This is a genomic window from Pseudomonas sp. WS 5078 (assembly GCF_012985745.1).
In the GTDB taxonomy this organism is placed as follows: Bacteria; Pseudomonadota; Gammaproteobacteria; order Pseudomonadales; family Pseudomonadaceae; genus Aquipseudomonas; species Aquipseudomonas lundensis_A.
The window spans coordinates 111472-134772 of record NZ_JAAQWX010000006.1 but is presented as its reverse complement, the minus strand read 5'-3'; the positions used below and the strand labels follow the sequence as shown (position 1 = coordinate 134772).

The following is a 23301-nucleotide window of genomic DNA, read 5'->3' as shown; positions in this document are numbered from 1 at the left end:
ACCTTCACAAGGGGCATAAGCGCCTAAAAATCGACGCTTTTGTCCTCATGCCCGGCTAACAGCCGCTGTACCAGGGCCTGTTGCAGGTCTTCGAAACGCAGCGGCTTGATCAGGAAATCGGTAATACCTTCGGCCTGCGTCCGTGCATGCTGAGCAGCCGCCTCGGACTCAAACAGCGCCAGCACCGGCAACCGCGCGCACGCGGCCAGTGTCAGAAGCTGGCTGCCCAAGGACGAGCCGGACACGTGGCTGAACGGGCACGCCAGCAATACCGCATCGACACGCTCACGGCGCAACGTGTCGATCGCCACCTGACCACTTTCTGCGGTTAACACCCGGTAACCCAATTTAAGCAACATGCCGCGCAACGCCGCTGAGTTGGCGTGGTTGTCCTCCACCAGCAAGACGACATATTGCCCCGGTAAACGCATCGGCATCTGGACGACTTGCGCTGTTTCCAGCGGCGACTCCATCTCCAGGGACAGCTGAAACTGCGAACCCTGCCCCGGTTGCGAATGGTGAGTCAGGCGGCCGCCCAGCAGCTCAACCAAGCGCCGGCAAATCGCCAGTCCAATGCCCAAACCGCCATATTCCCGGGTCATGGAGCCATCTACCTGGAAGAAATGCTGGTACAGCTCGGCTTCTTCCTGGTGGACAAACCCGATGCCGCTGTCGATCACGGTAAATGCCAGACTCCAGCGCCCCGGCCCGGCGGTTTTGCCCGTCACGCGCAGCACCACACCGCCCTTGTGGGTGAACTTGATGGCGTTATCCAGCAGGCACTCCAGACACTGCCGGATCTTCGCGGCATCGCCCAGCCACTGATCCGGGAGATGGCGGGCCACCTCATGGGTGAAAGCAAGCCCTTTGACGTGCGCTTTGGGACTGAACTGTTCGTGCAAGCCCTGCAACAGCTCGCTCAGACTGAAACGCTCGGTACAGGCACTGAGGCGACCCGCTTGCAGCTCGGTCAATGTCAGAATGCCATTCACCATGCCCATCATTTCTTTGGCCGAGCCTTGCGCGGTGTGGGTGTACAGCTCAAGTTCAGGCGTCATGTCCAGCGTCTTGATCAACTCCAGTGACCCAATTACGCCATTCATGGGCGTCCGCAGCTCATGGGTCACAGTGGCCAAAAACTCATCTTTGAGCTGGTTGGTGCGCTCCAGTTGCTGGTTCATCGCAGCCAGTTTTTGCCCGGACTCCTGCAGGGTGCGTGCCTGCAAATCGCGCATGGCGTTGATCCGGTCCGCCAGCGCCAGCGACAGCAGCCCGACTTCAATCGCCGAGCCGATCTGGCTGGCATACATGGTGAGGAACACATTCGGCAGGTAGCCCAGCACCATCAAGGTGTTGACCAGCCCACCCAGTAAAAAAGCGGTCCAGGCGATGACGAAATAACGCGCCACCCGCAAGCCACGGCACCAGGCCACAATCCCGGCAACAAAAATGGTGAAGATAAAGGCCAGCGCCAGCCCGGTGGCCAACCGCAACGAGATCGCATAACTGGTGGTCAGTGCCAGCACCATGACCAGCGCACCAATCCCCATCAACAGCATCAGCGCCCGGTCAAGCCAGCGGCTGTGGCTGGCAGTGTGCAGGAAGGTACGCGCGAACTGACAGCCGAAAAAGGCGGCCGAGCCGATCAGAAACGGGGTCGCCGCATTGGCCCACCACGGGTTGTCAGGCCAGAAGTACTGCACCGCGGCGCCATTGACCGACAGTTGGTACAGGCCAAACGAGGCAATGTAGAAGATGTAATAGAGGTAGCTGGTGTCGCGCACGCTGATGTAGATAAACAGGTTGTACACCAGCATCCCGAGCAGCACGCCGTAGATCAGGCCAAGGATGTAAATGCGCACGGGCTGGTCTTCGAGGTAAGCCTTGGCGGACCACAGCGTCAACGGGGCCTGGATTGAGCCTTCGCTGGCCAGACGCAAGTACACAGTCTGGGTTTGGCCCGGGGAGAAATTCAGCTCGAACAGGTAGTTGTTTTCTTTGACCGGGCGACTGTCAAACGGCATTGCGTCGCCGGTGCTGTGCGTCAGTTCGAATGCACCCGCAGCGTTTTGTTGGTAAAGGTCGATGTGGTCCAGCGGCGGGTAAGCCAGCTCCAGCAGCCATGAGGTGCTGGCTTGCGGGTCGTGCGGCTGATAGTTGAAATCGACTTTGAGCCAGAACACTGAATGCGAGTAGCCCGCGTTCAAGGTGTCTTTTGTATGGGGTTGCAAACGCTCAGGATGGGCCACGATATCAGCGATGGTCGCTTGCCCGGCCACATCTTCATAGACGTGCATCTCACGGCCCAAGGGCAGGCGTTGAGTGGTTTCGTCGAAGGTGATCGCGCTGGCCAGCGCTGGCAGCCAGCCCATCAAGAAAATAAAAAAATAGCGCATACAGCCCCAAAATGGCCTGCCCGATTGCGTCTTTGGGCCTCCTTTCCCTTTGAGACGACGTAAACCAGCATTACCTGTTATTCGTTTGAGGGTCACTCTAGCACAGCAGTTGATGGCAAATACACATCACGTAAACATTCATTGCAGAGCGTCTAGACCAAGCTTCACAGCGATTTTTCGAATGAAAAAATACAATCTGATACGGTAGTTTTTACCGAAACTGATGTAAGAAAAATTGCCACACCCCGAGCCGCCCGCAAAAACGGTTTGGTGGTAAGCTCGCGCACCATGAATATCTACAGCTCTCGCCCTGTTGTCCTCTGTCTCTCCGGCCATGACCCCAGTGGTGGCGCCGGCTTGCAGGCAGATATCGAAGCCCTGCTGGCTCAAGGTTGTCACGCCGCTCCGGTGGTCACTGCCCTGACTGTGCAGAACACCGTTAACGTCAGCGATTTCCGCGTGCTGGACCGTGAGTGGGTGCTGGCGCAAGCCGCTGCCGTACTCAGCGACTCCAACGTGGCCGCTTTCAAGCTCGGCATGCTCGGCTCTTTAGAAATGGTCGACACCGTCGTCGAGCTGCTCAAGGCCCATCCGCAGGTACCGATGGTCTGCGACCCGGTGCTGCGCGCAGGCGGTGGCGGGCGTCTGGGTAAGGACGAAGTGGGGTTCGCCATGCGCGAACGCCTGCTGCCCTTGGCCACGATCGCCACGCCTAACTTGCCCGAAGCCCGCATTTTGGCCGAACTGCCCGAGGGCAGCGCCGACGAGTGCGCAGAAAAACTCCTGCCGTTCTGCAAGCACCTGCTGATTACCGGCGGGCACGGCGATGAACACGAAGTGCATAACCGCCTGTACAGCCGCGACGGCAGTCGTCATACGTTTACCTGCTATCGCTTACCTGGCAGTTATCACGGTTCGGGCTGCACGCTGGCCAGCACCCTCGCGGGGCGTTTGGCCATCGGCGAGCAGTTGGTCAGCGCGGTTGAAACCGCGCTCAACTACACATGGCGCACCTTGCGTGATGCCGAGCAATTGGGTCAGGGGCAATTTGTGCCGCGCCGCTTGCCACTGGACTTCTGCTCGTAACTCAAGAGGCTCGCTCCATGAAACTGCGCGGACTTTACGCAATCACTGACAGCCAACTGCTTGCAGGCAGATTCCTGGCCTACGTGGAGGCCGCTCTTGATGGCGGCCTGACCCTGCTGCAATACCGCGACAAAAGTACGGATGACGCGCGCCGCCTGCGCGAAGCAGAGGCGTTGCGCAATCTGTGCGAACGCTATAAAGCACACCTGATCATCAACGATGACGCCGAACTGGCGGCTCGACTGGAAGTGGGCGTGCACCTCGGTCAAACCGACGGCCCGCTCACCCCGGCCCGCGCCTTGCTGGGCCGAAATGCGATCATTGGCTCGACCTGCCACAGTCAGATCGAACTGGCTCAACAGGCCGCCAAAGAAGGCGCGAGTTATGTCGCGTTTGGGCGCTTCTTCAATTCAAGCACCAAGCCCGGCGCGCCGACCGCAACGCTGGAGGTTCTCGATAAGGCGCGTGCGCAGCTCACTCTGCCGATTTGCGTGATCGGCGGCATTACCCTCGAGAACGCTGCGCCACTGGTCGAGCATGGCGCAGACCTGCTGGCCGTGGTGCACGGCCTGTTTGGCGCCGAAACGGCGCAGGCTGTTACCCGCCGCGCCCGTGCGTTCAACGATTTGTTGTCACGTTAACTACCGAATCCTGATTCAGAGAGAACCCACCATGTCTCGTTCCGAAACCCTGTTTGCCAACGCTCAAAAACACATTCCCGGCGGTGTGAACTCGCCGGTACGGGCCTTCAAGAGCGTCGGCGGCACCCCGCTGTTTTTCAAACACGCCGAAGGCGCCTACGTAACGGACGAAGACGACAAACGCTACGTGGATTACGTGGGTTCGTGGGGGCCGATGATTCTGGGCCACAGCCACCCGGATGTTCTGGACGCCGTGCGTGCGCAACTGGAGCACGGCCTGTCGTACGGCGCCCCGACAGCCATGGAAACTGAAATGGCGGATCTGGTGTGCGCCATCGTGCCGTCGATGGAGATGGTGCGCATGGTCAGCTCCGGCACCGAAGCCACCATGAGTGCCATCCGTTTGGCGCGTGGCTATACCGGCCGCGACAACATCCTCAAGTTTGAAGGCTGCTACCACGGGCATTCCGACAGCCTGCTGGTGAAGGCCGGCTCAGGCGCGCTGACGCAAGGCGTCCCGAGCTCGGGCGGCGTGCCGGCCGACTTCGCCAAGCACACGCTGACCACCACCTTCAACGACATCAACGCCGTGGAAAAACTGCTGACAGACGTCGGGGACACCGTGGCCTGCATCATCGTAGAGCCCGTGGCGGGCAACATGAACTGCGTGCCACCGGCACCGGGTTTCCTCCAAGGCCTGCGTAGCCTGTGCGACAAGCACGGCGTGGTGCTGATTTTTGATGAAGTGATGACCGGTTTCCGCGTCGCACTCGGCGGCGCCCAGGCGCACTACGGCGTGACACCTGATTTGAGCACCTTCGGCAAAATCATCGGCGGCGGCATGCCGGTGGGCTGCTTCGGCGGCAAGCGCGAAATCATGGAATGCATCGCGCCACTGGGCCTGGTCTATCAAGCTGGCACCCTGTCGGGCAACCCGTTGGCCATGGCCGCCGGCCTGACCACGCTACGCCTGATCAGCCGCCCTGGCTTCCACGCTGAACTCACTGACTTCACCACGCGTTTGCTCGACGGCCTGCAACAACGTGCGGATGCTGCGGGCATTCCATTCGTTACCACCCAGGCAGGCGGCATGTTCGGCCTGTACTTTAGCGGCGCGGACGACATCGTCACCTTTGACGACGTCATGGCCAGCGACGCCGACCTGTTCAAGCGTTTCTTCCACTTGATGCTCGAAGGCGGCGTGTACCTGGCGCCGAGTGCCTTTGAAGCGGGCTTCACCTCGATTGCCCACGGTGAGGCCGAATTGAAGCTGACCCTGGACGCCGCAGAACGCGCATTCGCCGCACTGAAGTGATCCGCAAAAACGACAAGGGTTGTGGCCCTTGTCGTTTTTTTATGTCCGTAATGCACTGATCTTTTAACCCACTCGTCCAAAATCGTCTTAAATCAACCGATATCACGTTCGCGCAGCAGAAAAACGAGTAAAGACTTTGTAAGGTTGCCTCGGCTTATTTCATAATGCGCGCCTATACATCCCTTGGTCGGGCCCGCCCGTCTTTCAGAGGTACGTCGATTCCCATGAACCGCACCGGCCGCGCCCTTGCAATGGGCTGCCTGTTGCTCCTACAGCCGTTGCTTGCTCAGGCAGGCGGTAACTCGTTGTTGATCCCGGCGATGGGTCGCTGCACCCTCAATACTCAGCCAGAGAATCTGGAAGAGGCGCTTGGCGCGTGCGTACAAGCTGCGAAAAACGGGGATGCAGAAGCCCAATACGAGTTGGGCGAGTTCTACTACGACGTCAACAACCCCAAGCGCGACCTCAATCAAGCCCTCAGCTACTTCGAACAAGCGTCGCTGCAAGGCCACGCCATGGCTCAGTTCAAACTGGGCACCATGTTCTATAAGGGTGAAGGCGTACCGGCCAACAATATTCAGGCGTACATCGTGCTGAAAATGGCGGCCGTGAACGGCGCAGAAGATGCGCTGGACACCGCCGACGAGGTGGCCGAGCAAATGCCGCGCGACCAGCTCGAGACCGCGACCCAGGTGCTGGGACAGATCTTCCGCAAGTACCTGATGGAACTGCAATCAACGGACGCCCGCTCGCCGTTTTCACCGCTGCCTTGAGGTTCAAGCGGTGTTTGGCTTGAGGATTTTTAGGTGTTTCTGCCGGATACGTAGCTGAAGGAGTATGAATCCTGCAAGAAGGCCTGCGCTTTGCAATCGAAGATAGAAATGGATATCCGCAGAGCCCGCATTGACGAAGTAAATGATCGGCACTAACACACTTAGCATCACCACATTCATCATGAGTTGAGGCGCCAGGGTGTCGCATAGCCCGCGCAGATGAGACGTGCTGAGGGAAAGGACTGAGGCCGTAAGAAAAAGGGCACTGGTGGACAGAAAGGCCTCACGATCAAATACCACCACCTCCCCTCCCACCCAAAAGAAAAGCGTGTCGCCTGCCATCAACAACCCGCCAAGCACTACCACCATCACGACCATCAACCCTAGCTGACCTTTTATATAGGAACCCGAACTTTTCTCAGCATACCGACTGATATAAAGACTGTGTGCCTGACAGTAAGCAATAACAGGAATCATGATAAAACCGATCATTGACATATACACCGACAACTGAGCCACCAGCACTGACATCAAGCCCGCCAACCTTTCATTCAATAAGAAAAAATACAACTTCTGCCCTGCCATCCCCAGTGCTATAGGTATACCCAGCACCGCGACATTCCTCATAGTGCGTTTGCAGTAAAGGGGTGAGAAACCAAGTTCACGCCGTGTCGACAATCGCAGCAAAGCGATCAGCAATAGCGTTTCATTCAGCAAAAAATACCCCATCGCCCAATAGATAAAAGAGTCGCCCTTAACGACATATAACACCCCACACAAATACGCGCACGCGCAAACTGTTACACCTGCCTTAATCATCGAACACCGTCGTGCAGCGCCACTTGCCTCATGAAAAAAATGAAGAAACGTATTTATGACCAATAGAGGGATGGCCCCTATATAGATAGAGGATAACGCTGCCACTTTATCAGCCCCCATGCGAGCACCAGGTAAATAATCCGCTAGCCTGTAAATCGCACAGCTAATAATGAGCGCCAAAGAGGCCATCACTATTGAGGCACTGAAACCTCCACGGAAGAGACTCTTTTTTTCGAGTGGGCTATCGACATGCCCGGCAATTAAATTACCCGTTGCTGCCAGGGACATAGAGATCATCACCGCCACGACTGAGTAAACAGCCAACACATACGCGACAAATGCCAAATCACTTCCCTGATTATGGGCAACCATAGCGAGTAAAAAAGTAATGCCGCAATAAGGTGCAAACCGGCTAACGGTGAGAGAAAAAAAGGCGCGGCGCATGTGTTCTTCATAGCGCATCTTCGACACCCCATGCAGCGATCATTTTGCGTTGACGTTTAACAACGCACTCTGAGAGCCACCACACTAAACACTGACAGTGCGAAGACCAAACAACGACCACGCAACAGACAATCGAAGAATAGGCTCAAACAGCGTCACAGCGATAAATATTCCCGCCGGACGAGTACTAAATATCAATAGGCATATTCTTATATAACAACTCAACCGGCCGCTCCTTGTACGGCGAACATTAATATCCACCCGTTACACAGGATCCGCTGCAAATTGCTTTCGTATTCGATTGCACCGACGCTGGACGCATTGAAAGCGCCCAGGCTTTACAAGAGGAAGGAAGCTGCCATTCCAGCAGAAGCTTTACTTCTCCGGCATCGGAAACGGGAACGGCATCACATTGCCTACGCCCCGCGCTTCGCTGATTTTCGGCGTGCCCAGGCGTTCTACTTCGTCGATGCGCACGATCGAATGCATCGGCACAAAGCTGCGCACCACGCCTTCGAATTGGGCCTTGAGTTTTTCTTCACTCGGGTCGACGACCATTTGCGTGCGCTCACCGAAGACGAACTCTTCTACCTCCAGGAAACCCCACAGATCACTTTGATAGATCTGTTTGGCGTACATCTCGAACACCTGTCCCTGGTTGAGGAAAATCACCTTGTAGATTGGAGCTTCACGTTTGGTCATGGTGGGCGGGTAAACATCTGAAGGTATAAAAGAGGGCGCGAACTATAGCATAGCCTCCAGACGCACAGCGCTAGGAAGCAACGGTCATGCCCCCTATAATGCGCGGTTCTTTGAACCACTTGATGAACACCCATGGCCAAGAAGCTTTACATCGAAACCCACGGTTGCCAGATGAATGAGTACGACAGCTCACGCATGGTCGATCTGCTGGGTGAACATCAGGCCCTGGAAGTCACGGCGCGCGCCGAAGACGCTGATGTGATCCTGCTCAACACCTGCTCCATCCGCGAACGTGCCCAGGACCGGGTCTATTCGCAACTGGGCCGCTGGCGCGAGCTGAAACTGGCCAATCCGGAAATGGTGATTGCCGTCGGCGGCTGCGTGGCGAGCCAGGAAGGCGCGGCGATCCGGGACCGCGCCCCATACGTGGACGTGGTGTTCGGTCCGCAGACCCTGCACCGCCTGCCTGAAATGATTGATGCGGCGCGCATCACCAAGCTGCCGCAAGTCGACGTTTCATTCCCCGAAATCGAAAAATTCGACCATTTGCCGGAACCGCGCATCGATGGCCCAAGCGCCTATGTCTCGGTCATGGAAGGCTGCAGCAAGTACTGCACGTTCTGCGTGGTGCCTTACACCCGCGGTGAAGAGGTCAGCCGACCATTCGACGATGTACTGGCCGAAGTGATCCACCTGGCCGAAAACGGCGTCCGTGAAGTGACGCTGCTCGGACAAAACGTGAACGGCTATCGCGGCCTGACCGAAGACGGTCGTCTGGCCGATCTGGCTGAGCTGATCCGCGTGGTGGCTGCCGTCGACGGGATCGAGCGTATTCGCTACACCACCTCACACCCGCTGGAGTTCTCCGACAGCCTGATCCAGGCTCACGCTGAAGTCCCGGAACTGGTCAAGCACCTGCATTTGCCGGTGCAATCGGGCTCGGACCGCATTCTGTCGGCAATGAAGCGCAACCACACCGCACTGGAATACAAGTCCAAGCTGCGCAAGTTGCGGGCAGCCGTGCCGGGCATCTGCATCAGTTCGGACTTTATTGTCGGCTTCCCGGGCGAAACAGAAAAAGACTTCGAGCAAACCATGAAGCTCATTGAAGACGTCGGCTTCGACTTCTCCTACTCCTTCGTTTACAGCCAGCGCCCGGGCACCCCGGCCGCCGATTTGGCTGACGAGACGCCAGAAGAGCGCAAGAAGGAGCGTCTGAATGCTTTGCAACATCGCCTCAACCAGCAAGGCTTCGAGATCAGCCGACAAATGGTGGGCTCCGTCCAGCGGATTCTAGTGACGGATTACTCGAAAAAAGACCCCGGCGAACTGCAAGGGCGCACCGAGAACAACCGCATCGTCAACTTCCGCTGCGATAACCCGCAGTTGATTGGCCAGTTTGCCGATGTGCATATCGATGCCGCTCAACCCCACTCGCTGCGGGGCTCGCTGCTGAACTGAACCTATTTGTAGTCGCTGACCCAGGATCCTCACGGCCTTCGATGCTAAAGGTGTGCTTACGCCTTGCGCGCACTCACAGCGGGCGTCAGCGACTACAGATTTTACGTGGTATCAGTAAGCCCTTTCGTCCATGACCTGCTAGCGTTATCCTTCAAACCATCTCAATTGCCTCAGGGCGGCTAAAAACGACTTTGAACGCACCCATCGAACCACATCGTTTTCTCCTCGAGCCTTTTGAGGCTCGCCGCTTCGCCAATCTGTGCGGGCTTTTCGACGAGCATTTACGTTTGATCGAACAGCGTCTGGCCATCGAAATCCGCAACCGCGGCAATCAATTCGAATTGATCGGCGACCCTAAAATCACCTCTTCGGCAGAACAGCTGCTGCGCCGTCTGTACCGCGAAACCAAAGCGACCGAGCTTTCGCCGGACATGGTGCATCTGTTCCTGCAAGAATCTGCCGTCGAAGATCTGGCCAGCAATCCCGTGGCCGATCCCAGCGTTTCGCTGCGCACCAAAAAGGGCATGATTCGCCCTCGCGGGATCAATCAGCAGCGCTACGTCAAAGAAATCCTGGGCAATGACATCAACTTCGGTATCGGACCGGCAGGCACAGGTAAAACCTATCTGGCCGTGGCCTGTGCTGTGGACGCCCTTGAGCGCGAGCAAATCCGCCGCATTTTGCTGGTCCGCCCGGCTGTCGAAGCGGGTGAAAAGCTCGGGTTCCTGCCTGGCGACCTGTCGCAGAAAATCGACCCGTACCTGCGTCCTTTATATGACGCCCTGTACGAGATGCTCGGCTTTGAATACGTCGCCAAGCTTATCGAGCGCCAGATCATTGAAGTCGCGCCGCTGGCCTACATGCGCGGCCGTACGCTGAACAACAGCTTCATCATCCTCGACGAGAGCCAGAATACCACTGTCGAGCAAATGAAGATGTTCCTGACCCGTATCGGCTTTGGCTCCACCGCCGTGATCACCGGTGACATTACCCAGATCGACCTGCCTAAAGGCACCAAATCCGGGCTCAACCATGTCATTGAAGTGCTCAAGGACGTACCGGGCATCAGCTTTACGCATTTCCAGTCCAAAGACGTCGTGCGCCATCCGCTTGTGCAACGCATCGTGGAGGCTTATGGCCGCTACGAGCAGGAAGCTGCCGACAAACTGGCCGCTCTGCCAGCCGCCAAGGATTACCGCCACGATGCTTGAGCTTGACCTGCAAAGGGCGACCGAGGCTTGCACGCCGGACGAAGCCCAGTTCCGCCAGTGGTGCGAACTGGCCTTGCGCCAACGCACCGCCGACTCGGAAATGACCCTCCGTCTGGTGGACGAAGAGGAAGCCCGTGAACTGAACAACACATGGCGCGGTAAAAACTACGCCACCAATGTGCTGTCTTTTCCGGCCGATGTGCCCGACGAATTCCTCGATATCCCGCTACTTGGCGACCTGGTGATCTGTGTCGCCGTGGTTGAGCGCGAAGCCGCTGAACAAGGTAAGGAACTTGAGGCCCATTGGGCCCATCTAGTGATTCATGGCTGCTTGCATCTTCTGGGTTACGACCATATAGACGATGACGAAGCAGAAGAAATGGAAGCACTGGAACGAACGTTGCTAGCAGAACTGGGTCATCCTGACCCGTATGCAGACGACGAAAACTGATTAACACCACTGAAACTACCAAGGGATACGAGTAAATCGCTATGAGCGAAGACCGATCGAGCAACGGGCAAAAGTCGTGGTTGGGTAAGCTGACCCAGGCCTTTGCCCATGAGCCGAAAAACCGTCAGGAGCTGCTTGAGCTGCTGCGCGAAGCACATCAGAACAAACTGCTGGACAGCGAAGCGCTGGCCATCGTCGAAGGCGCCATTCAAGTGGCTGACCTGCAAGTACGGGACATCATGGTGCCGCGCTCGCAGATGATCAGCATCAAGGCGACTCAGACACCCCGCGAATTTCTCCCGGCGATCATCGACGCTGCGCACTCGCGCTATCCGGTGATCGGCGAAAGCCACGACGACGTGCTCGGCGTGTTGCTGGCCAAAGACCTGCTGCCGCTGATCCTTCAAGAGAACGGCGACAAGTACAACATCAAGGATTTGCTGCGTCCGGCGACGTTTGTTCCCGAGTCCAAGCGCCTTAACGTGTTGTTACGCGAGTTTCGGGCCAACCATAACCACATGGCCATCGTCATTGATGAGTACGGCGGCGTGGCCGGCCTGGTAACGATTGAAGACGTTCTGGAACAGATCGTTGGCGACATCGAAGACGAGCACGATGTCGAAGAAGACAGCTACATCAAGCCGCTGCCAAGCGGTGATTTCTTGATCAAGGCCCTGACCCCTATCGAAAACTTCAACGCGTTTTTCGACAGCGACTTCTCCAACGACGAGTTCGACACCGTTGGCGGTCTGGTCATGAGTGCGTTCGGGCACTTGCCAAAACGTAACGAAACCACTGAAATCGGCCCATACCGCTTCCGCATCCTCAATGCTGACAGCCGCCGTATTCACTTGATTCGCCTGACGCCTATCGCCCGCTAAACCTCCAACACCAAGGATTGAAATGCGCTGGATAACCTCCCCCGGCTGGCCCGGTAACTTGCTGGCTGTGGTAGCCGGCGCACTGACCACCCTGGCGTTGGCACCCTATGACATCTGGCCGCTGGCACTGGTCGCCCTGGCCCTGTTCTACCTCGGCCTGCGTGACCTGTCGCCTCGCCAGGCGCTAGGCCGAGGCTGGTGCTTCGGCTTCGGGCTGTTTGGCGCGGGCACCAGCTGGATCTACTACAGCATTCACAACTTTGGCGGCGCGTCGGTAATGCTGGCGGGCCTGCTGATGCTGGCATTCACAGCCGCCATTGCCTGGTTCTTCGCTTTACCCGCATGGTTATGGGCACGCTGGATTCGCCGCAACGAAGCGCCGCTGGCTGACGCACTGGCCTTCGCCGCACTGTGGGTAATGCAAGAAGCCTTCCGCGGCTGGTTCCTGACGGGTTTCCCCTGGCTTTACTCCGGTTACAGCCAGCTCGATGGCCCCTTGGCCGGGCTTGCGCCGCTGGGCGGCATGTGGCTGATTTCCTTTACGCTGGCGCTCACCGCCGCTTTGCTGTGCAACCTGCCACGCCTGATTCAGGCTAAACGCAAAGCTTTCATCGCGGCGGGTACCGTGCTGCTGGTCGGCCCGTGGTGCATCGGCATGGCCCTCAAGCACCATGCATGGACCAGCCCTTCGGGCGATCCGCTGAGCGTGGCGGCGATTCAGGGCAATATCGAACAAAGCATGAAATGGGACCCGGCGCAGTTGAATGCACAACTGGCCCTGTACCGCGACATGACGTTCAACTCCAAACGGGTCGATCTGATCGTCTGGCCTGAAACCGCGATTCCCGTGCTCAAGGAAAACGCCGAAGGCTACCTGTCGATGATGGGCCGCTTTGCTGCCGATCGGCACTCAGCGCTAATAACCGGCGTGCCGATCCGTCAGGAAGTACGCCATGAACCGCGCTTCTTCAACGGCATCACAGCCGTGGGCGAAGCGGATGGCACGTACCTGAAACAAAAACTGGTGCCGTTTGGCGAATACGTGCCGTTGCAGGATGTGTTGCGCGGGCTGATCGCTTTCTTCGACCTGCCGATGTCCGATTTCGCTCGCGGGCCTGCGGACCAGACGTTGCTGCAGGCCAAGGGCTATCAGATCGCACCGTTTATTTGCTACGAAGTGGTGTACCCGGAGTTCGCCGCCCGTTTGGCGGCCAAGAGCGATGTGCTGCTGACCATCAGCAACGACACCTGGTTCGGCACCTCGATTGGTCCGCTGCAACATTTGCAGATGGCACAGATGCGCGCCCTCGAAGCCGGCCGCTGGATGATCCGGGCAACTAACAACGGCGTCACCGCGCTGATTAACCCTTATGGGCAAATCACGGCGCAAATTCCACAGTTCGAACAGGGGATCCTGTACGGCGAAGTCGTACCGATGCACAACCTCACGCCGTACCTGCAATGGCGTTCATGGCCGCTGATCATCCTGTGCGGGGTGTTGATCGGCTGGGCCCTGATTACCAGCCGGATCGCCAAGACGGTGTGACGCGCACGCCTGACCCGCCCGTCAGCGACTGCAGGCACTGCCCCCTGTAGTCGCCTGTCATCCGTCACTGGCCATCAACGATAAAACAATGGGTAAGCCACTTGGCCTACTGCTTCGTTGAGCAATTGCCCGGACTGCCAGATCGATTTGAATTCTGGCATCCAGCCGCCCAAAGGCCGTGCGTTGTCACGACCTAAAAAGCCTACCGGCGCGGGTACGACTTCAAACCCGGCCTTTTCGAAACTCCAGACCGAACGCGGCATGTGCCACGCTTGTGTGACCACAACCACGCGCTTGATGCCCTGAGGCAGCAAGAGATCGGCAGTCATTTGTGCGTTTTCCCACGTCGTGCGGCTGCGCTCTTCTTTCCAGCGTACGTCCACGCCGAAATCATCGCGCAGGGAGTCAGCCATTAACTGTGCTTCACTCGGCGGCGTCCCGTAATGCAGGCCGCCAGTGGTCAAGAGCGGCAACCCGGAAGCCTTGGCCAGTCGGGCCGCATAGCGCTGACGCTCAAGCCCTGTGCCCGTTGGTTGATCGCTGCCCCAAGCGGGGTCACCCCGCTCGCGACCGGAACCCAGTACGACAATGGCATCGGCACGCGTGGCCAAGGACGACCACTCGCTTTGCGCCAGTGCCGGCTCACGCTCCAATGCGCGGGCGCTCCATTGCACCACCACGGGCAGGCTCATCAACCAGAAGCCACCGATCCCCACGGCAAACAAAGCCCCGGCCAATCGCGGTCGCGAACGACGCAGCCACCACGCGAGCACAAGGATCACCAAGAGAATGCCGGGCGGCAAAAGCAATTGTTTAACGAAATATCGAATAGGCATCGAGCATCTCCAAAGATGCCCGAAGCCTAAGGGGGTTGATCCGATGCAACAACAGGCACGTGAGTGACTTGAACATAAACGCCTGTTTTATCAACCCTGGACACGTAGGTGACGCCACTCACATGTATCACGGGCTCACGGAAGAAAAGGCCGCTCTAGCCCTTGGCTTGCCTGACCCGATCCTTCAGCCAGATGACATTGGCTGCCGCTGGGGTTTGCTGCACAAAACTGCTGCCATGCGAACGTCTATCCACCTCGCGTTCGCTCCGGTTTAAATACGCGTTAATCAACTCCAGTTCTGCATGACTCAAGCCTCGCAATTCCACTTCGACAGGGTGTTCGTTACGTAATTGCTCTGCCGTTTTCGCTGAATCAAGAGCCACATCCAAACGATTAATCAAACGCTCATACACCTTTGACGTTGTTGCTTTGCGTTGCGTTTTTGCCATCCGTTCACCTCATTGAAGGAAATCAATCTCCCCTGAGAGCAAGCTTAGTCGCGCGCACAAAACCGGTGCGGTGCAGCGACCAACGGAAGGACGAGGCAATCAGGGTTTCCCTCGATAGAGTGGGGTCATGTATGCTACGGGACTTCCTGTAACCCCTACTCCAACTTGACCGGGCAACACAATAGCCGGCCGTATGTTGAAGAGGATTAGGCCACCCTTTATCAGTACAAGTAGCCATGCACGAACAATATCAGCCCCGTGAAATAGAAGCCGCCGCCCAATCATTCTGGGACAACCAAAAGTCCTTCGAAGTCAGCGAAGATCCAGGCAAGGAAACCTACTACTGCCTGTCGATGTTCCCGTACCCGAGCGGCAAGCTACACATGGGGCACGTGCGCAACTACACCATCGGCGACGTGATCTCCCGTTACCAGCGCATGCTCGGCAAGAACGTATTGCAACCCATGGGGTGGGACGCCTTTGGCATGCCGGCTGAAAACGCCGCGATGAAGAACAACGTCGCTCCGGCCAAGTGGACGTACGAAAACATTGAATACATGAAGACCCAGCTGCGCAGCCTGGGTCTGGCGGTTGACTGGTCGCGTGAAATCACCACCTGCAAGCCGGATTACTACCGCTGGGAACAATGGCTGTTCACTCGCCTGTTCGAAAAAGGCGTGATTTACCGTAAAAACGGCACCGTGAACTGGGACCCGCTGGACCAGACCGTTCTGGCCAACGAGCAAGTGATCGACGGCCGTGGCTGGCGCTCGGGTGCGCTGATCGAAAAGCGTGAAATCCCGATGTACTACTTCAAGATCACGGCATATGCCGATGAGCTGCTTGAAAGCCTCGACGAGCTGACGGGCTGGCCTGAACAGGTCAAGACCATGCAGCGCAACTGGATCGGCAAATCCCGCGGCATGGAAGTCCAGTTCCCTTACGACGTCGACTCCATCGGCGAAGAAGGCACACTCAAGGTCTTCACCACCCGCCCTGACACCCTGATGGGCGCCACCTACGTGGCCGTGGCTGCCGAGCACCCGCTGGCCACTCAGGCGGCGCAGTCCAACCCCGAGCTGCAAGCGTTTATCGCTGAATGCAAAGGCGGCAGCGTGGCAGAAGCCGACATGGCGACCCAAGAGAAAAAGGGCCTGCCGACCTCGCTGTTCGTTGAACACCCGCTGACCGGCGAGAAACTTCCGGTGTGGGTCGCCAACTATGTGTTGATGCACTACGGCGACGGCGCGGTAATGGCTGTGCCGGCGCACGATGAGCGCGACTTCGAATTCGCCACCAAATACGGCCTGCCGATCAAGTCGGTCGTTCGCACCAGCGCGGGCGACGCCTCCCCTGCGCCTTGGCAGGACGCGTACAACGAACACGGTCCACTGATCAATTCCGGCGAGTTTGACGGTCTGGAATTCGACGCAGCCTTCACTGCCATGGAAGCTGCCCTGACGGCCAAAGGCCTGGGCCAATCGCGCACCCAGTTCCGCCTGCGCGACTGGGGCATCAGCCGTCAGCGCTATTGGGGTTGCCCGATCCCGATCGTTCACTGCGACAGCTGCGGGGACGTACCGGTGCCGGAAGACGAATTGCCGGTCGTCTTGCCTGAAGACGTCGTACCCGATGGCGCCGGTTCGCCATTGGCCCGCATGCCGGAATTTTACGAATGCAGCTGCCCGAAATGCGGCGCGCCGGCCAAGCGTGAAACCGACACCATGGACACCTTTGTCGAGTCGTCGTGGTACTACGCACGCTATGCCTCGCCTCACTATGAGGGCGGTTTGGTCGAGAAGTCCGCTGCCGACCACTGGCTTCCGGTCGACCAATACATCGGCGGTATCGAGCACGCCATCCTGCACCTGCTCTACGCACGCTTCTTCCACAAACTGATGCGCGATGAAGGCCTGGTCAGCTCCAACGAGCCGTTCAAGAACCTGCTGACCCAAGGCATGGTGATTGCAGAAACGTATTACCGTCGCGAAGCCAACGGCGCCCTGACCTGGTTCAACCCGGCAGACGTCGAGCTGGAGCGTGACAGCAAGGCCAAAATCATCGGCGCCAAGCTGATCAGCGATGGCCTGCCGGTTGAAATTGGCGGCACTGAAAAAATGGCCAAGTCCAAGAACAACGGTGTTGACCCGCAATACATGATCGAGCAGTACGGCGCCGATACCTGCCGCCTCTTCATGATGTTCGCGTCGCCACCTGACGCCAGCCTTGAATGGTCGGACTCCGGCGTAGAAGGCTCGCACCGTTTCCTCAAGCGTGTATGGCGTCTGGCGCAAGCTCACGTCAGTCAGGGCCTGCCCGCTGCACTGGACATCGGCTCGCTCAATGACGATCAAAAAGTCATCCGTCGCGCCATTCACCAGGCCATCAAGCAAGCCAGCCAGGACGTAGGCCAGCACCACAAATTCAACACCGCCGTTGCGCAAGTGATGACCGTGATGAACGTCCTGGAAAAAGCCCCGCAAGCTACCGAGCAAGACCGCGCCCTGTTGCAGGAAGGCCTGGAAACCGTTGCCCTGTTACTGGCTCCGATCACCCCGCACATCAGCCATGAGCTGTGGAATCGGTTGGGTCACATCGGCGCCATCATCGACGCACCTTGGCCGACGCTGGACGAAAGCGCGTTGGTACAGGACACGCTGCAACTGGTGATTCAGGTTAACGGTAAACTGCGCGGCCAGATCGAAATGCCTGCCGGTGCCAGCCGTGAAGAAATTGAAGCGGCTGCCCGCGTCAACGAAAACGTACTGCGTTTCACCGATGGTCTGACCATCCGTAAAGTGATCGTCGTGCCGGGCAAACTGGTTAATATCGTCGCCAGCTAAATTGGAACAGGCGCCCGCCTTGAGTGCGGGCGCCCAACAAAACCTTCCGGGCCGCTCCGTCGGCCCATCTGGTTTCAAGGGGAGCAACACATGATCAAACGCAACTTGCTGGTGATGGGCCTCGCAGTCTTGCTGAGCGCCTGCGGTTTTCAGCTGCGTGGCACCGGCACCAATCAGCTGTCGATTACCGAACTCGACGTAACAGCCCGTAACGCTTACGGCGATACCGTGCGTGAGTTGCGACAAGTGCTGGAAAACAGCGGCGTGAAAATCACCTCCGCTGCGCCTTACCACTTGATCCTCACCAACGAGCAAGACACCCAGCGCGCTGCCAGCTATGCCGGCAACGGTGGCTCGGTGGAATACGAATTGACCAAAGTGCTGAACTACGAAATCCGTGGCGATCACAACTTGCCGTTGCTCAACAACAAGATCGAAGTGCACAAGGTCTACCTGCAAGACAGCAGCAACATCACCGGTTCTGGCCAGGAAGCGGCCATGGTCAACACTGAAATGCGTCGCGAGCTGGTGCAACAGATGGTGCTGCGCCTGGAGCAACTGACTCCTGAGCAACTGGCCAAGCTGCAACAAGTGGCTGATGAGAAAGCCAAGGCTGAAGCCCAGGCCATCGAAGCTGCACGTCAGGCGCAAGATGCGATCCCTCAGCAGTCGCCCCTCGAAGTCCCTGAGCAATAAAGTATGCGGGGCGCTCAGGCGCCCCGTCATCTATCAAGCCCTATGAAACTCGCCCCCGCCCAACTCGCCAAACACCTGCAAGGCAGCCTGTCGCCCGTCTACATCATCAGCGGCGACGACCCGCTGCTGTGTCAGGAAGCCGCAGACGCCATCCGCAGCAACGCCCGCCAACAAGGGTTTGATGAGCGTCAAGTATTCAGTGCCGACGCCAGTTTCGACTGGGGCTCGTTGCTGCAGGCAGGCGCAAGCATGTCGTTGTTCGCTGAAAAACGCTTGCTAGAGTTGCGATTGCCGTCCGGCAAGCCCGGCGACAAAGGCGCAGCAGCCCTCATCGAATATTGCTCGCGCCCCGCAGAAGACACCCTGCTGCTGATCAGCCTGCCAAAACTCGATGGCAGCGCGCAGAAAACCAAATGGGGCAAGGCGCTGATTGAAGGCGCCCACACTCAGTTCGTACAGATCTGGCCGGTGGACGCGAATCAATTGCCCCAATGGATTCGTCAGCGACTGTCGCAGGCAGGACTGGCGGCGACCCATGATGCAGTGGAACTGATTGCCGCACGGGTGGAAGGCAACTTGCTGGCAGCCGCTCAGGAAATCGAAAAGCTCAAACTCATGGCTGAAGATGGCCAGATCACTGTCGAGACCGTGCAAGCCGCGGTAGCCGACAGCGCCCGTTTTGATGTGTTCGGGCTGGTGGACGCGGTGCTCAACGGTGAGGCAGCCCATGCGTTGCGCATGCTGGAAGGCTTGCGCGGTGAAGGCGTCGAGCCACCTGTGATCCTTTGGGCGCTGGCTCGCGAGCTACGGGTCTTGGCCAACATTGCCCTGCAATACAGCCAGGGCACTCCGTTGGACAAGGCGTTCAGCCAGGCACGCCCGCCCGTGTGGGACAAGCGTAAACCGCTGATGAGCAAAGCCCTGCAACGTTATTCGGCGCAGCGCTGGGCGCAACTGTTGATGGACGCGCAACGCATCGATGCACAGATCAAGGGGCAAGCCGCAGGCTCTGCCTGGAGCAGCCTCAGCCGATTAGCGCTGCTGATGTGTGGGCAACGTCTGAATTTGCCAGCGGAATAACCAACTGCTCTAGGTAGCCGCTGTAAAAGCACCCAGGTGCCTGTCAACGCCCGCACGTAACACCCGCTGGACAGATCAAACAATCTGGCCGATGATTTGCGCTTGTTCAACCCAGCGAGAATCATTGCCATGAGCAAGCGCCCCAACAAGGCCAAATCCATCGTCGCCCAACCCTTGTTCCGCAGCCGTCAGGAACGCCCCGCCAAAGGCAAAGGCAGCTACCGCCGCGAAGCCTTCCAGTCGAGAGACCGGGAGGCTTTTTACTTTCTGGCTGCCTGACGGCGGGAATGTTAAGGTCTGCATCTGATTCGCATTACCTGGACCTGCGCATGCCCTTAAGTCATAAACGCCGTTGGCCGATGCGCCAACTGATTGCTGCTTCCAGCGTCATCCTTTTAGTCGCCTGCGCAGAGAAACCCACCGCAGCCGATGCTCAACCCCTGCCTGTGACGCCTCCCGCGCCCGCGGTGATTACCAGCGCGCCAGTTGCAGACAACCTTGAAATCCAGCCCGCCCAAAGCTTCAGCGAATGGCAAGCCAACTTCCGTGCGCAAGCCCTGAAGGCCGGGATCAACCCGCTGGTTTTCGATAACGCCTTCAAAGACATCACCCCCGACATGGGTGTCATCAAGGCTGACCGTAGCCAGCCCGAATTCAGCCGCCCGGTGTGGGAATACCTCGACGGCGCCCTTTCTCCGCTGCGCGTGCGCAATGGCCAGCGATTGCTGGAGCAAAATGCCGAGCTGCTGACCCGTATCGAACAGCGCTACGGTGTTGATCGTCAGGCACTGGTGTCGGTGTGGGGCATGGAAAGTAACTTCGGTACCTTTCAAGGCAACAAATCGGTGATCCGCTCCCTGGCCACACTGGCGTATGAAGGTCGCCGCCCGGAGTTCGCCCAAAGCCAACTGATCGCTGCGCTGAAGATCATTCAAGAAGGCGATATCTCGCCCGAGAAAATGCTCGGCTCATGGGCCGGGGCTATGGGCCAGACCCAATTCATCCCCACCACCTATGAAACCCATGCGGTGGATTTCGACGGCGATGGTCGTCGGGATATCTGGAACAGTTCGGCAGACGCGCTGGCCTCCACGGCCCACTACCTGCAAAGCTCCGGCTGGAAACAAGGCCAGCCTTGGGGGTTTGAAGTCGACCTGCCGAGCGGGTTTGACTACGCATTGGCGGACGGCACGGTGCGTAAAAGTGTCAGCGAATGGCAGGTGCTTGGGGTTCAGGTGCCTGTGACTGCAAGCGGCTCAGAACAACTGAGCGCCACTTTGTTGCTGCCCGCCGGGTACAGGGGACCGGCATTTTTAGTGCTGGATAACTTCCGTGCCATCCTGCGCTACAACAACTCTTCATCTTATGCGCTGGCTGTGGGCCTGCTGTCTGAGCGCTTTAATGGCGGTGGCGTCATCAAAGGTGATTGGCCTAAAGATGAGCGCCCACTCAGCCGCAGCGAACGCGTCGAGCTGCAAACGTTACTGAGCAACCGCAATTACGACGCAGGCAAGGCTGACGGCATTATCGGGGCAAATACCCGCAAGGCGATTCGCAGCGCGCAACAAGCGCTGGGCTGGCCCGCTGATGGCTACCCTTCGCACAAGTTGCTGGAGAGTTTGCGCCAACAATAAGCGGCTTTCAGGCCGACCCTCTCCCCCAGGGAGAGGGTCACGGCGCGATGGAAACGACGTCCTGCTCTAACACCAACTGCTGTTTATCTGCATCCAGACGCACGTGCGCGCCCATTGGCAAGGTCAGGTTCGGGTCGCAATGCCCGCTGCGCCAACCAGCGAGTACTGGGATACCCAGAGGCCCCAGTTCCTGCCCGATCAGTCGCATCAACGCCTGAGGGTCCACCCCGGCCACATCCCCCACCAATACGCCCCGAACCTGTGCCAACTTGCCTGCCAGCCGCAACTGGGTCAGCAAACGATCAATCCGGTACAGCGGTTCGTTAACGTCTTCAATGAACAAAATGATGCCGTCTGCGTCCAGCTCGAATGCGGTGCCAAGCGTGCCGCAGATCATGGCCAGGTTGCCGCCCAGCAATCGCCCACTGGCCACACCCGGCGCCACGGTGGTCAACGCAAAGGCGGCGGGATGGGTCAAAACGGCGGCTTGTCGGCCACTGATCATGTCCAGCAGTGAGGTTTCAGTCGGCGCCTGTTTATTGCCCAACAAGTCGGCATTAAGCATCGGCCCGTGAAAAGTCACGAAGCCTGCATAACGGGTGATTGCCAGGTGCAGCGCCGTAATGTCGCTGTAGCCGATAAACGGTTTGGGATGGCGCTTAAGGCACTCGAAGTCGATGCCATCGAGTAAACGCGGGCTGCCATAGCCGCCGCGCATGCATAAAATCGCGTCAATGCAGTCATCTGCAAAGGCGTCGTGCAGGTCCTGCAGTCGGGTGGTATCAGCGCCCGCCAGGTAACCGTCTTTTTCCCATACCCCCGGAAAGACCCGCAGTTGATAACCGCGTGCCTGTATCCATTGGGTGGCAAGGTGAAGATCGAGTTCGGCGGGGCCTGCCGGGGCGATCAGGCCGATCACCCCGCCAGCACGCAGCGCGGGCACCGCGCAGTGAGCCTTGTAAGACACCTGCGCGGTGAACCGGCTATTCATGGAGTCACTCACTGACCAGCATGTTTTTGACCAGTTTGGCCTGCTCATCCGCGTGGTACGACGAACGAACCAGCGGTCCGGAAGCAACGTTTTTGAAACCCATTTTGTAACCTTCCTCAGCGAACCAGGCAAAGGTGTCAGGGTGCACGAAACGCTGAACCGGCAAGTGGCTGCGCGACGGTTGCAGATACTGGCCAAGAGTCAGCATGTCGATATCGTGCTCACGCATGCGCTTCATCACTTCGATGACTTCTTCATCGGTTTCGCCCAGGCCCAGCATCAGGCCGGATTTGGTCGGGATATGCGGCATCATTTGTTTGAAGCGCTGCAGCAATGTCAACGACCACTGGTAATCCGAGCCCGGACGCGCAGCCTTGTACAAGCGCGGTACGGTCTCGAGGTTGTGGTTGAACACGTCAGGCGGCTCGGCGGCCGTGATGTCCAGGGCTACGTCCATACGGCCACGGTAATCGGGCACCAGGGTTTCAAGCAGGACGTTGGGTGACAGCTTGCGGATTTCGCGGATGCAATCAGCAAAATGCTGAGCGCCGCCGTCACGCAGGTCGTCACGGTCTACCGAGGTGATGACTACGTACTTCAAGCCCAGGTCAGCAATGGCGATGGCCAGGCTTTCAGGCTCATTGACGTCCAGAGGCTTCGGTCGACCATGGCCCACGTCACAGAACGGGCAGCGACGGGTGCAGATATCGCCCATGATCATGAAGGTGGCAGTACCGCCCGAGAAGCACTCTCCCAGGTTCGGGCAGGACGCTTCTTCGCAGACGCTGTGCAGTTTGTGTTTGCGCAGCAGTTGCTTGATACGGTCGACTTCCGGCGAAACCGGGATGCGTACACGAATCCAGTCAGGCTTTTTCGGCAACTCGGTGGTCGGAATGATTTTGACCGGGATACGCGCAACCTTTTCGGCACCGCGCAGTTTGACGCCGGTCTCAACCTTGGAACGGGCCTCGCTGGCGCGGGCTGCACGTTCAGAGATGTCCAGCGTAGGGATCAGGGTTTCAACAGCGTCTTGCGCAGTAGTCATA

The 23301-nt window shown here is 58.2% G+C and carries 21 protein-coding genes; 14 read left to right on the top strand and 7 right to left on the bottom strand.

Features of this window, described 5'->3' with window-relative positions; genetic code table 11:
• Positions 1 to 23: 23 nt before the first annotated feature.
• Positions 24 to 2396: a hybrid sensor histidine kinase/response regulator gene (locus tag HBN68_RS10525; protein WP_169963990.1), complete on the bottom strand. Its 2373-nt coding sequence runs from the start codon at positions 2394 to 2396 to the stop codon at positions 24 to 26.
• A gap of 288 nt (positions 2397 to 2684) precedes the next feature.
• Here HBN68_RS10525 and HBN68_RS10520 point away from each other — a divergent pair, with 288 nt between their 5' ends.
• The 4 genes from HBN68_RS10520 (at position 2685) to HBN68_RS10505 (ending at position 6211) form a co-directional block, all read left to right on the top strand.
• Entirely contained in the window at positions 2685 to 3482 is a 798-nt protein-coding gene (locus tag HBN68_RS10520; protein WP_169963988.1) for a hydroxymethylpyrimidine/phosphomethylpyrimidine kinase, read from the top strand.
• Between the two features lie 17 nt (positions 3483 to 3499).
• Positions 3500 to 4123: a thiamine phosphate synthase gene (thiE, locus tag HBN68_RS10515; RefSeq protein ID WP_094992186.1), complete on the top strand. Its 624-nt coding sequence runs from the start codon at positions 3500 to 3502 to the stop codon at positions 4121 to 4123.
• 31 nt (positions 4124 to 4154) lie between these two features.
• Positions 4155 to 5438 (top strand): glutamate-1-semialdehyde 2,1-aminomutase, encoded by a 1284-nt coding sequence (gene hemL / locus HBN68_RS10510; RefSeq protein ID WP_169963986.1) that lies wholly within the window; start codon positions 4155 to 4157, stop codon positions 5436 to 5438.
• A gap of 224 nt (positions 5439 to 5662) precedes the next feature.
• On the top strand, positions 5663 to 6211 hold the full coding sequence (locus HBN68_RS10505; RefSeq protein ID WP_094992184.1) for a tetratricopeptide repeat protein: 549 nt from the start codon (positions 5663 to 5665) through the stop codon (positions 6209 to 6211).
• Positions 6212 to 6214: 3 nt separating this feature from the next.
• On the opposite strand, the gene HBN68_RS10500 is transcribed toward HBN68_RS10505, so the two are convergent.
• Both HBN68_RS10500 and HBN68_RS10495 read right to left on the bottom strand, forming a co-directional pair.
• Positions 6215 to 7492: a hypothetical protein gene (locus tag HBN68_RS10500; protein ID WP_169963984.1), complete on the bottom strand. Its 1278-nt coding sequence runs from the start codon at positions 7490 to 7492 to the stop codon at positions 6215 to 6217.
• A gap of 357 nt (positions 7493 to 7849) precedes the next feature.
• Positions 7850 to 8176, bottom strand: coding sequence for a DUF1820 family protein (locus tag HBN68_RS10495; RefSeq protein WP_094992182.1), 327 nt, complete (start codon positions 8174 to 8176; stop codon positions 7850 to 7852).
• A 132-nt stretch (positions 8177 to 8308) separates the two neighbouring features.
• Between HBN68_RS10495 and miaB the strand changes: the two genes are divergently transcribed.
• The 5 genes from miaB to lnt all read left to right on the top strand — a co-directional run bounded on the left by miaB (position 8309) and on the right by lnt (position 13726).
• The gene (miaB, locus tag HBN68_RS10490; protein WP_094992181.1) at positions 8309 to 9637 is read left to right on the top strand and encodes a tRNA (N6-isopentenyl adenosine(37)-C2)-methylthiotransferase MiaB; all 1329 of its coding nucleotides are present in this window, start codon (positions 8309 to 8311) and stop codon (positions 9635 to 9637) included.
• A 191-nt stretch (positions 9638 to 9828) separates the two neighbouring features.
• Complete coding sequence (locus HBN68_RS10485) at positions 9829 to 10848, top strand: PhoH family protein (protein ID WP_169963982.1); 1020 nt, start codon at positions 9829 to 9831, stop codon at positions 10846 to 10848.
• On the top strand, positions 10841 to 11299 hold the full coding sequence (gene ybeY / locus HBN68_RS10480) for an rRNA maturation RNase YbeY (RefSeq protein WP_169963980.1): 459 nt from the start codon (positions 10841 to 10843) through the stop codon (positions 11297 to 11299). Before HBN68_RS10485 ends, ybeY begins: the two co-directional genes overlap by 8 nt.
• 41 nt (positions 11300 to 11340) lie before the next feature.
• Positions 11341 to 12180, top strand: a complete 840-nt coding sequence (locus tag HBN68_RS10475) for an HlyC/CorC family transporter (protein WP_094992178.1) — start codon at positions 11341 to 11343, stop codon at positions 12178 to 12180.
• Positions 12181 to 12202: 22 nt separating this feature from the next.
• Positions 12203 to 13726 (top strand): apolipoprotein N-acyltransferase, encoded by a 1524-nt coding sequence (lnt, locus tag HBN68_RS10470; RefSeq protein WP_169963978.1) that lies wholly within the window; start codon positions 12203 to 12205, stop codon positions 13724 to 13726.
• 74 nt (positions 13727 to 13800) lie between these two features.
• On the opposite strand, the gene HBN68_RS10465 is transcribed toward lnt, so the two are convergent.
• The gene (locus HBN68_RS10465; protein ID WP_094992176.1) at positions 13801 to 14562 is read right to left on the bottom strand and encodes a YdcF family protein; all 762 of its coding nucleotides are present in this window, start codon (positions 14560 to 14562) and stop codon (positions 13801 to 13803) included.
• Positions 14563 to 14717: 155 nt separating this feature from the next.
• Positions 14718 to 15011 carry a hypothetical protein gene (locus HBN68_RS10460; protein ID WP_094992175.1) on the bottom strand — a complete coding sequence of 98 codons (294 nt, stop codon included), beginning with the start codon at positions 15009 to 15011 and terminating at the stop codon, positions 14718 to 14720.
• 236 nt (positions 15012 to 15247) lie between these two features.
• On the opposite strand from HBN68_RS10460, the gene leuS reads away from it, so the two are divergent.
• The 5 genes from leuS (at position 15248) to HBN68_RS10435 (ending at position 21264) form a co-directional block, all read left to right on the top strand.
• A complete protein-coding gene (leuS, locus tag HBN68_RS10455; RefSeq protein WP_169963975.1) occupies positions 15248 to 17854 on the top strand; it encodes a leucine--tRNA ligase in 2607 nt (868 codons plus the stop codon).
• Between the two features lie 90 nt (positions 17855 to 17944).
• Positions 17945 to 18550 (top strand): LPS assembly lipoprotein LptE, encoded by a 606-nt coding sequence (gene lptE / locus HBN68_RS10450; RefSeq protein WP_094992173.1) that lies wholly within the window; start codon positions 17945 to 17947, stop codon positions 18548 to 18550.
• Positions 18551 to 18592: 42 nt separating this feature from the next.
• Positions 18593 to 19630 (top strand): DNA polymerase III subunit delta, encoded by a 1038-nt coding sequence (gene holA / locus HBN68_RS10445; RefSeq protein WP_169963973.1) that lies wholly within the window; start codon positions 18593 to 18595, stop codon positions 19628 to 19630.
• Between the two features lie 129 nt (positions 19631 to 19759).
• Positions 19760 to 19909, top strand: a complete 150-nt coding sequence (gene arfA, locus HBN68_RS10440; protein ID WP_003444166.1) for an alternative ribosome rescue factor ArfA — start codon at positions 19760 to 19762, stop codon at positions 19907 to 19909.
• A gap of 50 nt (positions 19910 to 19959) precedes the next feature.
• Positions 19960 to 21264, top strand: a complete 1305-nt coding sequence (locus tag HBN68_RS10435) for a lytic murein transglycosylase (protein ID WP_094992171.1) — start codon at positions 19960 to 19962, stop codon at positions 21262 to 21264.
• 37 nt (positions 21265 to 21301) lie between these two features.
• On the opposite strand, the gene HBN68_RS10430 is transcribed toward HBN68_RS10435, so the two are convergent.
• Together HBN68_RS10430 and lipA are read right to left on the bottom strand one after the other, a co-directional pair.
• Positions 21302 to 22255, bottom strand: a complete 954-nt coding sequence (locus HBN68_RS10430; RefSeq protein WP_169963971.1) for an LD-carboxypeptidase — start codon at positions 22253 to 22255, stop codon at positions 21302 to 21304.
• Positions 22256 to 22259: 4 nt separating this feature from the next.
• The gene (lipA, locus tag HBN68_RS10425) at positions 22260 to 23300 is read right to left on the bottom strand and encodes a lipoyl synthase (protein WP_094992169.1); all 1041 of its coding nucleotides are present in this window, start codon (positions 23298 to 23300) and stop codon (positions 22260 to 22262) included.
• Between the last annotated feature and the right edge of the window lies 1 nt (position 23301).

What these genes read in the sequence shown, in the direction of transcription:
- HBN68_RS10525 (WP_169963990.1), bottom strand. Translation starts at nt 2,396, where the DNA reads ATGCGCTATTTTTTTATTTTCTTGATGGGCTGGCTGCCAGCGCTGGCC.
- HBN68_RS10520 (WP_169963988.1), top strand. Translation starts at nt 2,685, where the DNA reads ATGAATATCTACAGCTCTCGCCCTGTTGTCCTCTGTCTCTCCGGCCAT.
- thiE (WP_094992186.1), top strand. Translation starts at nt 3,500, where the DNA reads ATGAAACTGCGCGGACTTTACGCAATCACTGACAGCCAACTGCTTGCA.
- hemL (WP_169963986.1), top strand. Translation starts at nt 4,155, where the DNA reads ATGTCTCGTTCCGAAACCCTGTTTGCCAACGCTCAAAAACACATTCCC.
- HBN68_RS10505 (WP_094992184.1), top strand. Translation starts at nt 5,663, where the DNA reads ATGAACCGCACCGGCCGCGCCCTTGCAATGGGCTGCCTGTTGCTCCTA.
- HBN68_RS10500 (WP_169963984.1), bottom strand. Translation starts at nt 7,492, where the DNA reads ATGCGCTATGAAGAACACATGCGCCGCGCCTTTTTTTCTCTCACCGTT.
- HBN68_RS10495 (WP_094992182.1), bottom strand. Translation starts at nt 8,176, where the DNA reads ATGACCAAACGTGAAGCTCCAATCTACAAGGTGATTTTCCTCAACCAG.
- miaB (WP_094992181.1), top strand. Translation starts at nt 8,309, where the DNA reads ATGGCCAAGAAGCTTTACATCGAAACCCACGGTTGCCAGATGAATGAG.
- ybeY (WP_169963980.1), top strand. Translation starts at nt 10,841, where the DNA reads ATGCTTGAGCTTGACCTGCAAAGGGCGACCGAGGCTTGCACGCCGGAC.
- HBN68_RS10475 (WP_094992178.1), top strand. Translation starts at nt 11,341, where the DNA reads ATGAGCGAAGACCGATCGAGCAACGGGCAAAAGTCGTGGTTGGGTAAG.
- lnt (WP_169963978.1), top strand. Translation starts at nt 12,203, where the DNA reads ATGCGCTGGATAACCTCCCCCGGCTGGCCCGGTAACTTGCTGGCTGTG.
- HBN68_RS10465 (WP_094992176.1), bottom strand. Translation starts at nt 14,562, where the DNA reads ATGCCTATTCGATATTTCGTTAAACAATTGCTTTTGCCGCCCGGCATT.
- HBN68_RS10460 (WP_094992175.1), bottom strand. Translation starts at nt 15,011, where the DNA reads ATGGCAAAAACGCAACGCAAAGCAACAACGTCAAAGGTGTATGAGCGT.
- leuS (WP_169963975.1), top strand. Translation starts at nt 15,248, where the DNA reads ATGCACGAACAATATCAGCCCCGTGAAATAGAAGCCGCCGCCCAATCA.
- lptE (WP_094992173.1), top strand. Translation starts at nt 17,945, where the DNA reads ATGATCAAACGCAACTTGCTGGTGATGGGCCTCGCAGTCTTGCTGAGC.
- holA (WP_169963973.1), top strand. Translation starts at nt 18,593, where the DNA reads ATGAAACTCGCCCCCGCCCAACTCGCCAAACACCTGCAAGGCAGCCTG.
- arfA (WP_003444166.1), top strand. Translation starts at nt 19,760, where the DNA reads ATGAGCAAGCGCCCCAACAAGGCCAAATCCATCGTCGCCCAACCCTTG.
- HBN68_RS10435 (WP_094992171.1), top strand. Translation starts at nt 19,960, where the DNA reads ATGCCCTTAAGTCATAAACGCCGTTGGCCGATGCGCCAACTGATTGCT.
- HBN68_RS10430 (WP_169963971.1), bottom strand. Translation starts at nt 22,255, where the DNA reads ATGAATAGCCGGTTCACCGCGCAGGTGTCTTACAAGGCTCACTGCGCG.
- lipA (WP_094992169.1), bottom strand. Translation starts at nt 23,300, where the DNA reads ATGACTACTGCGCAAGACGCTGTTGAAACCCTGATCCCTACGCTGGAC.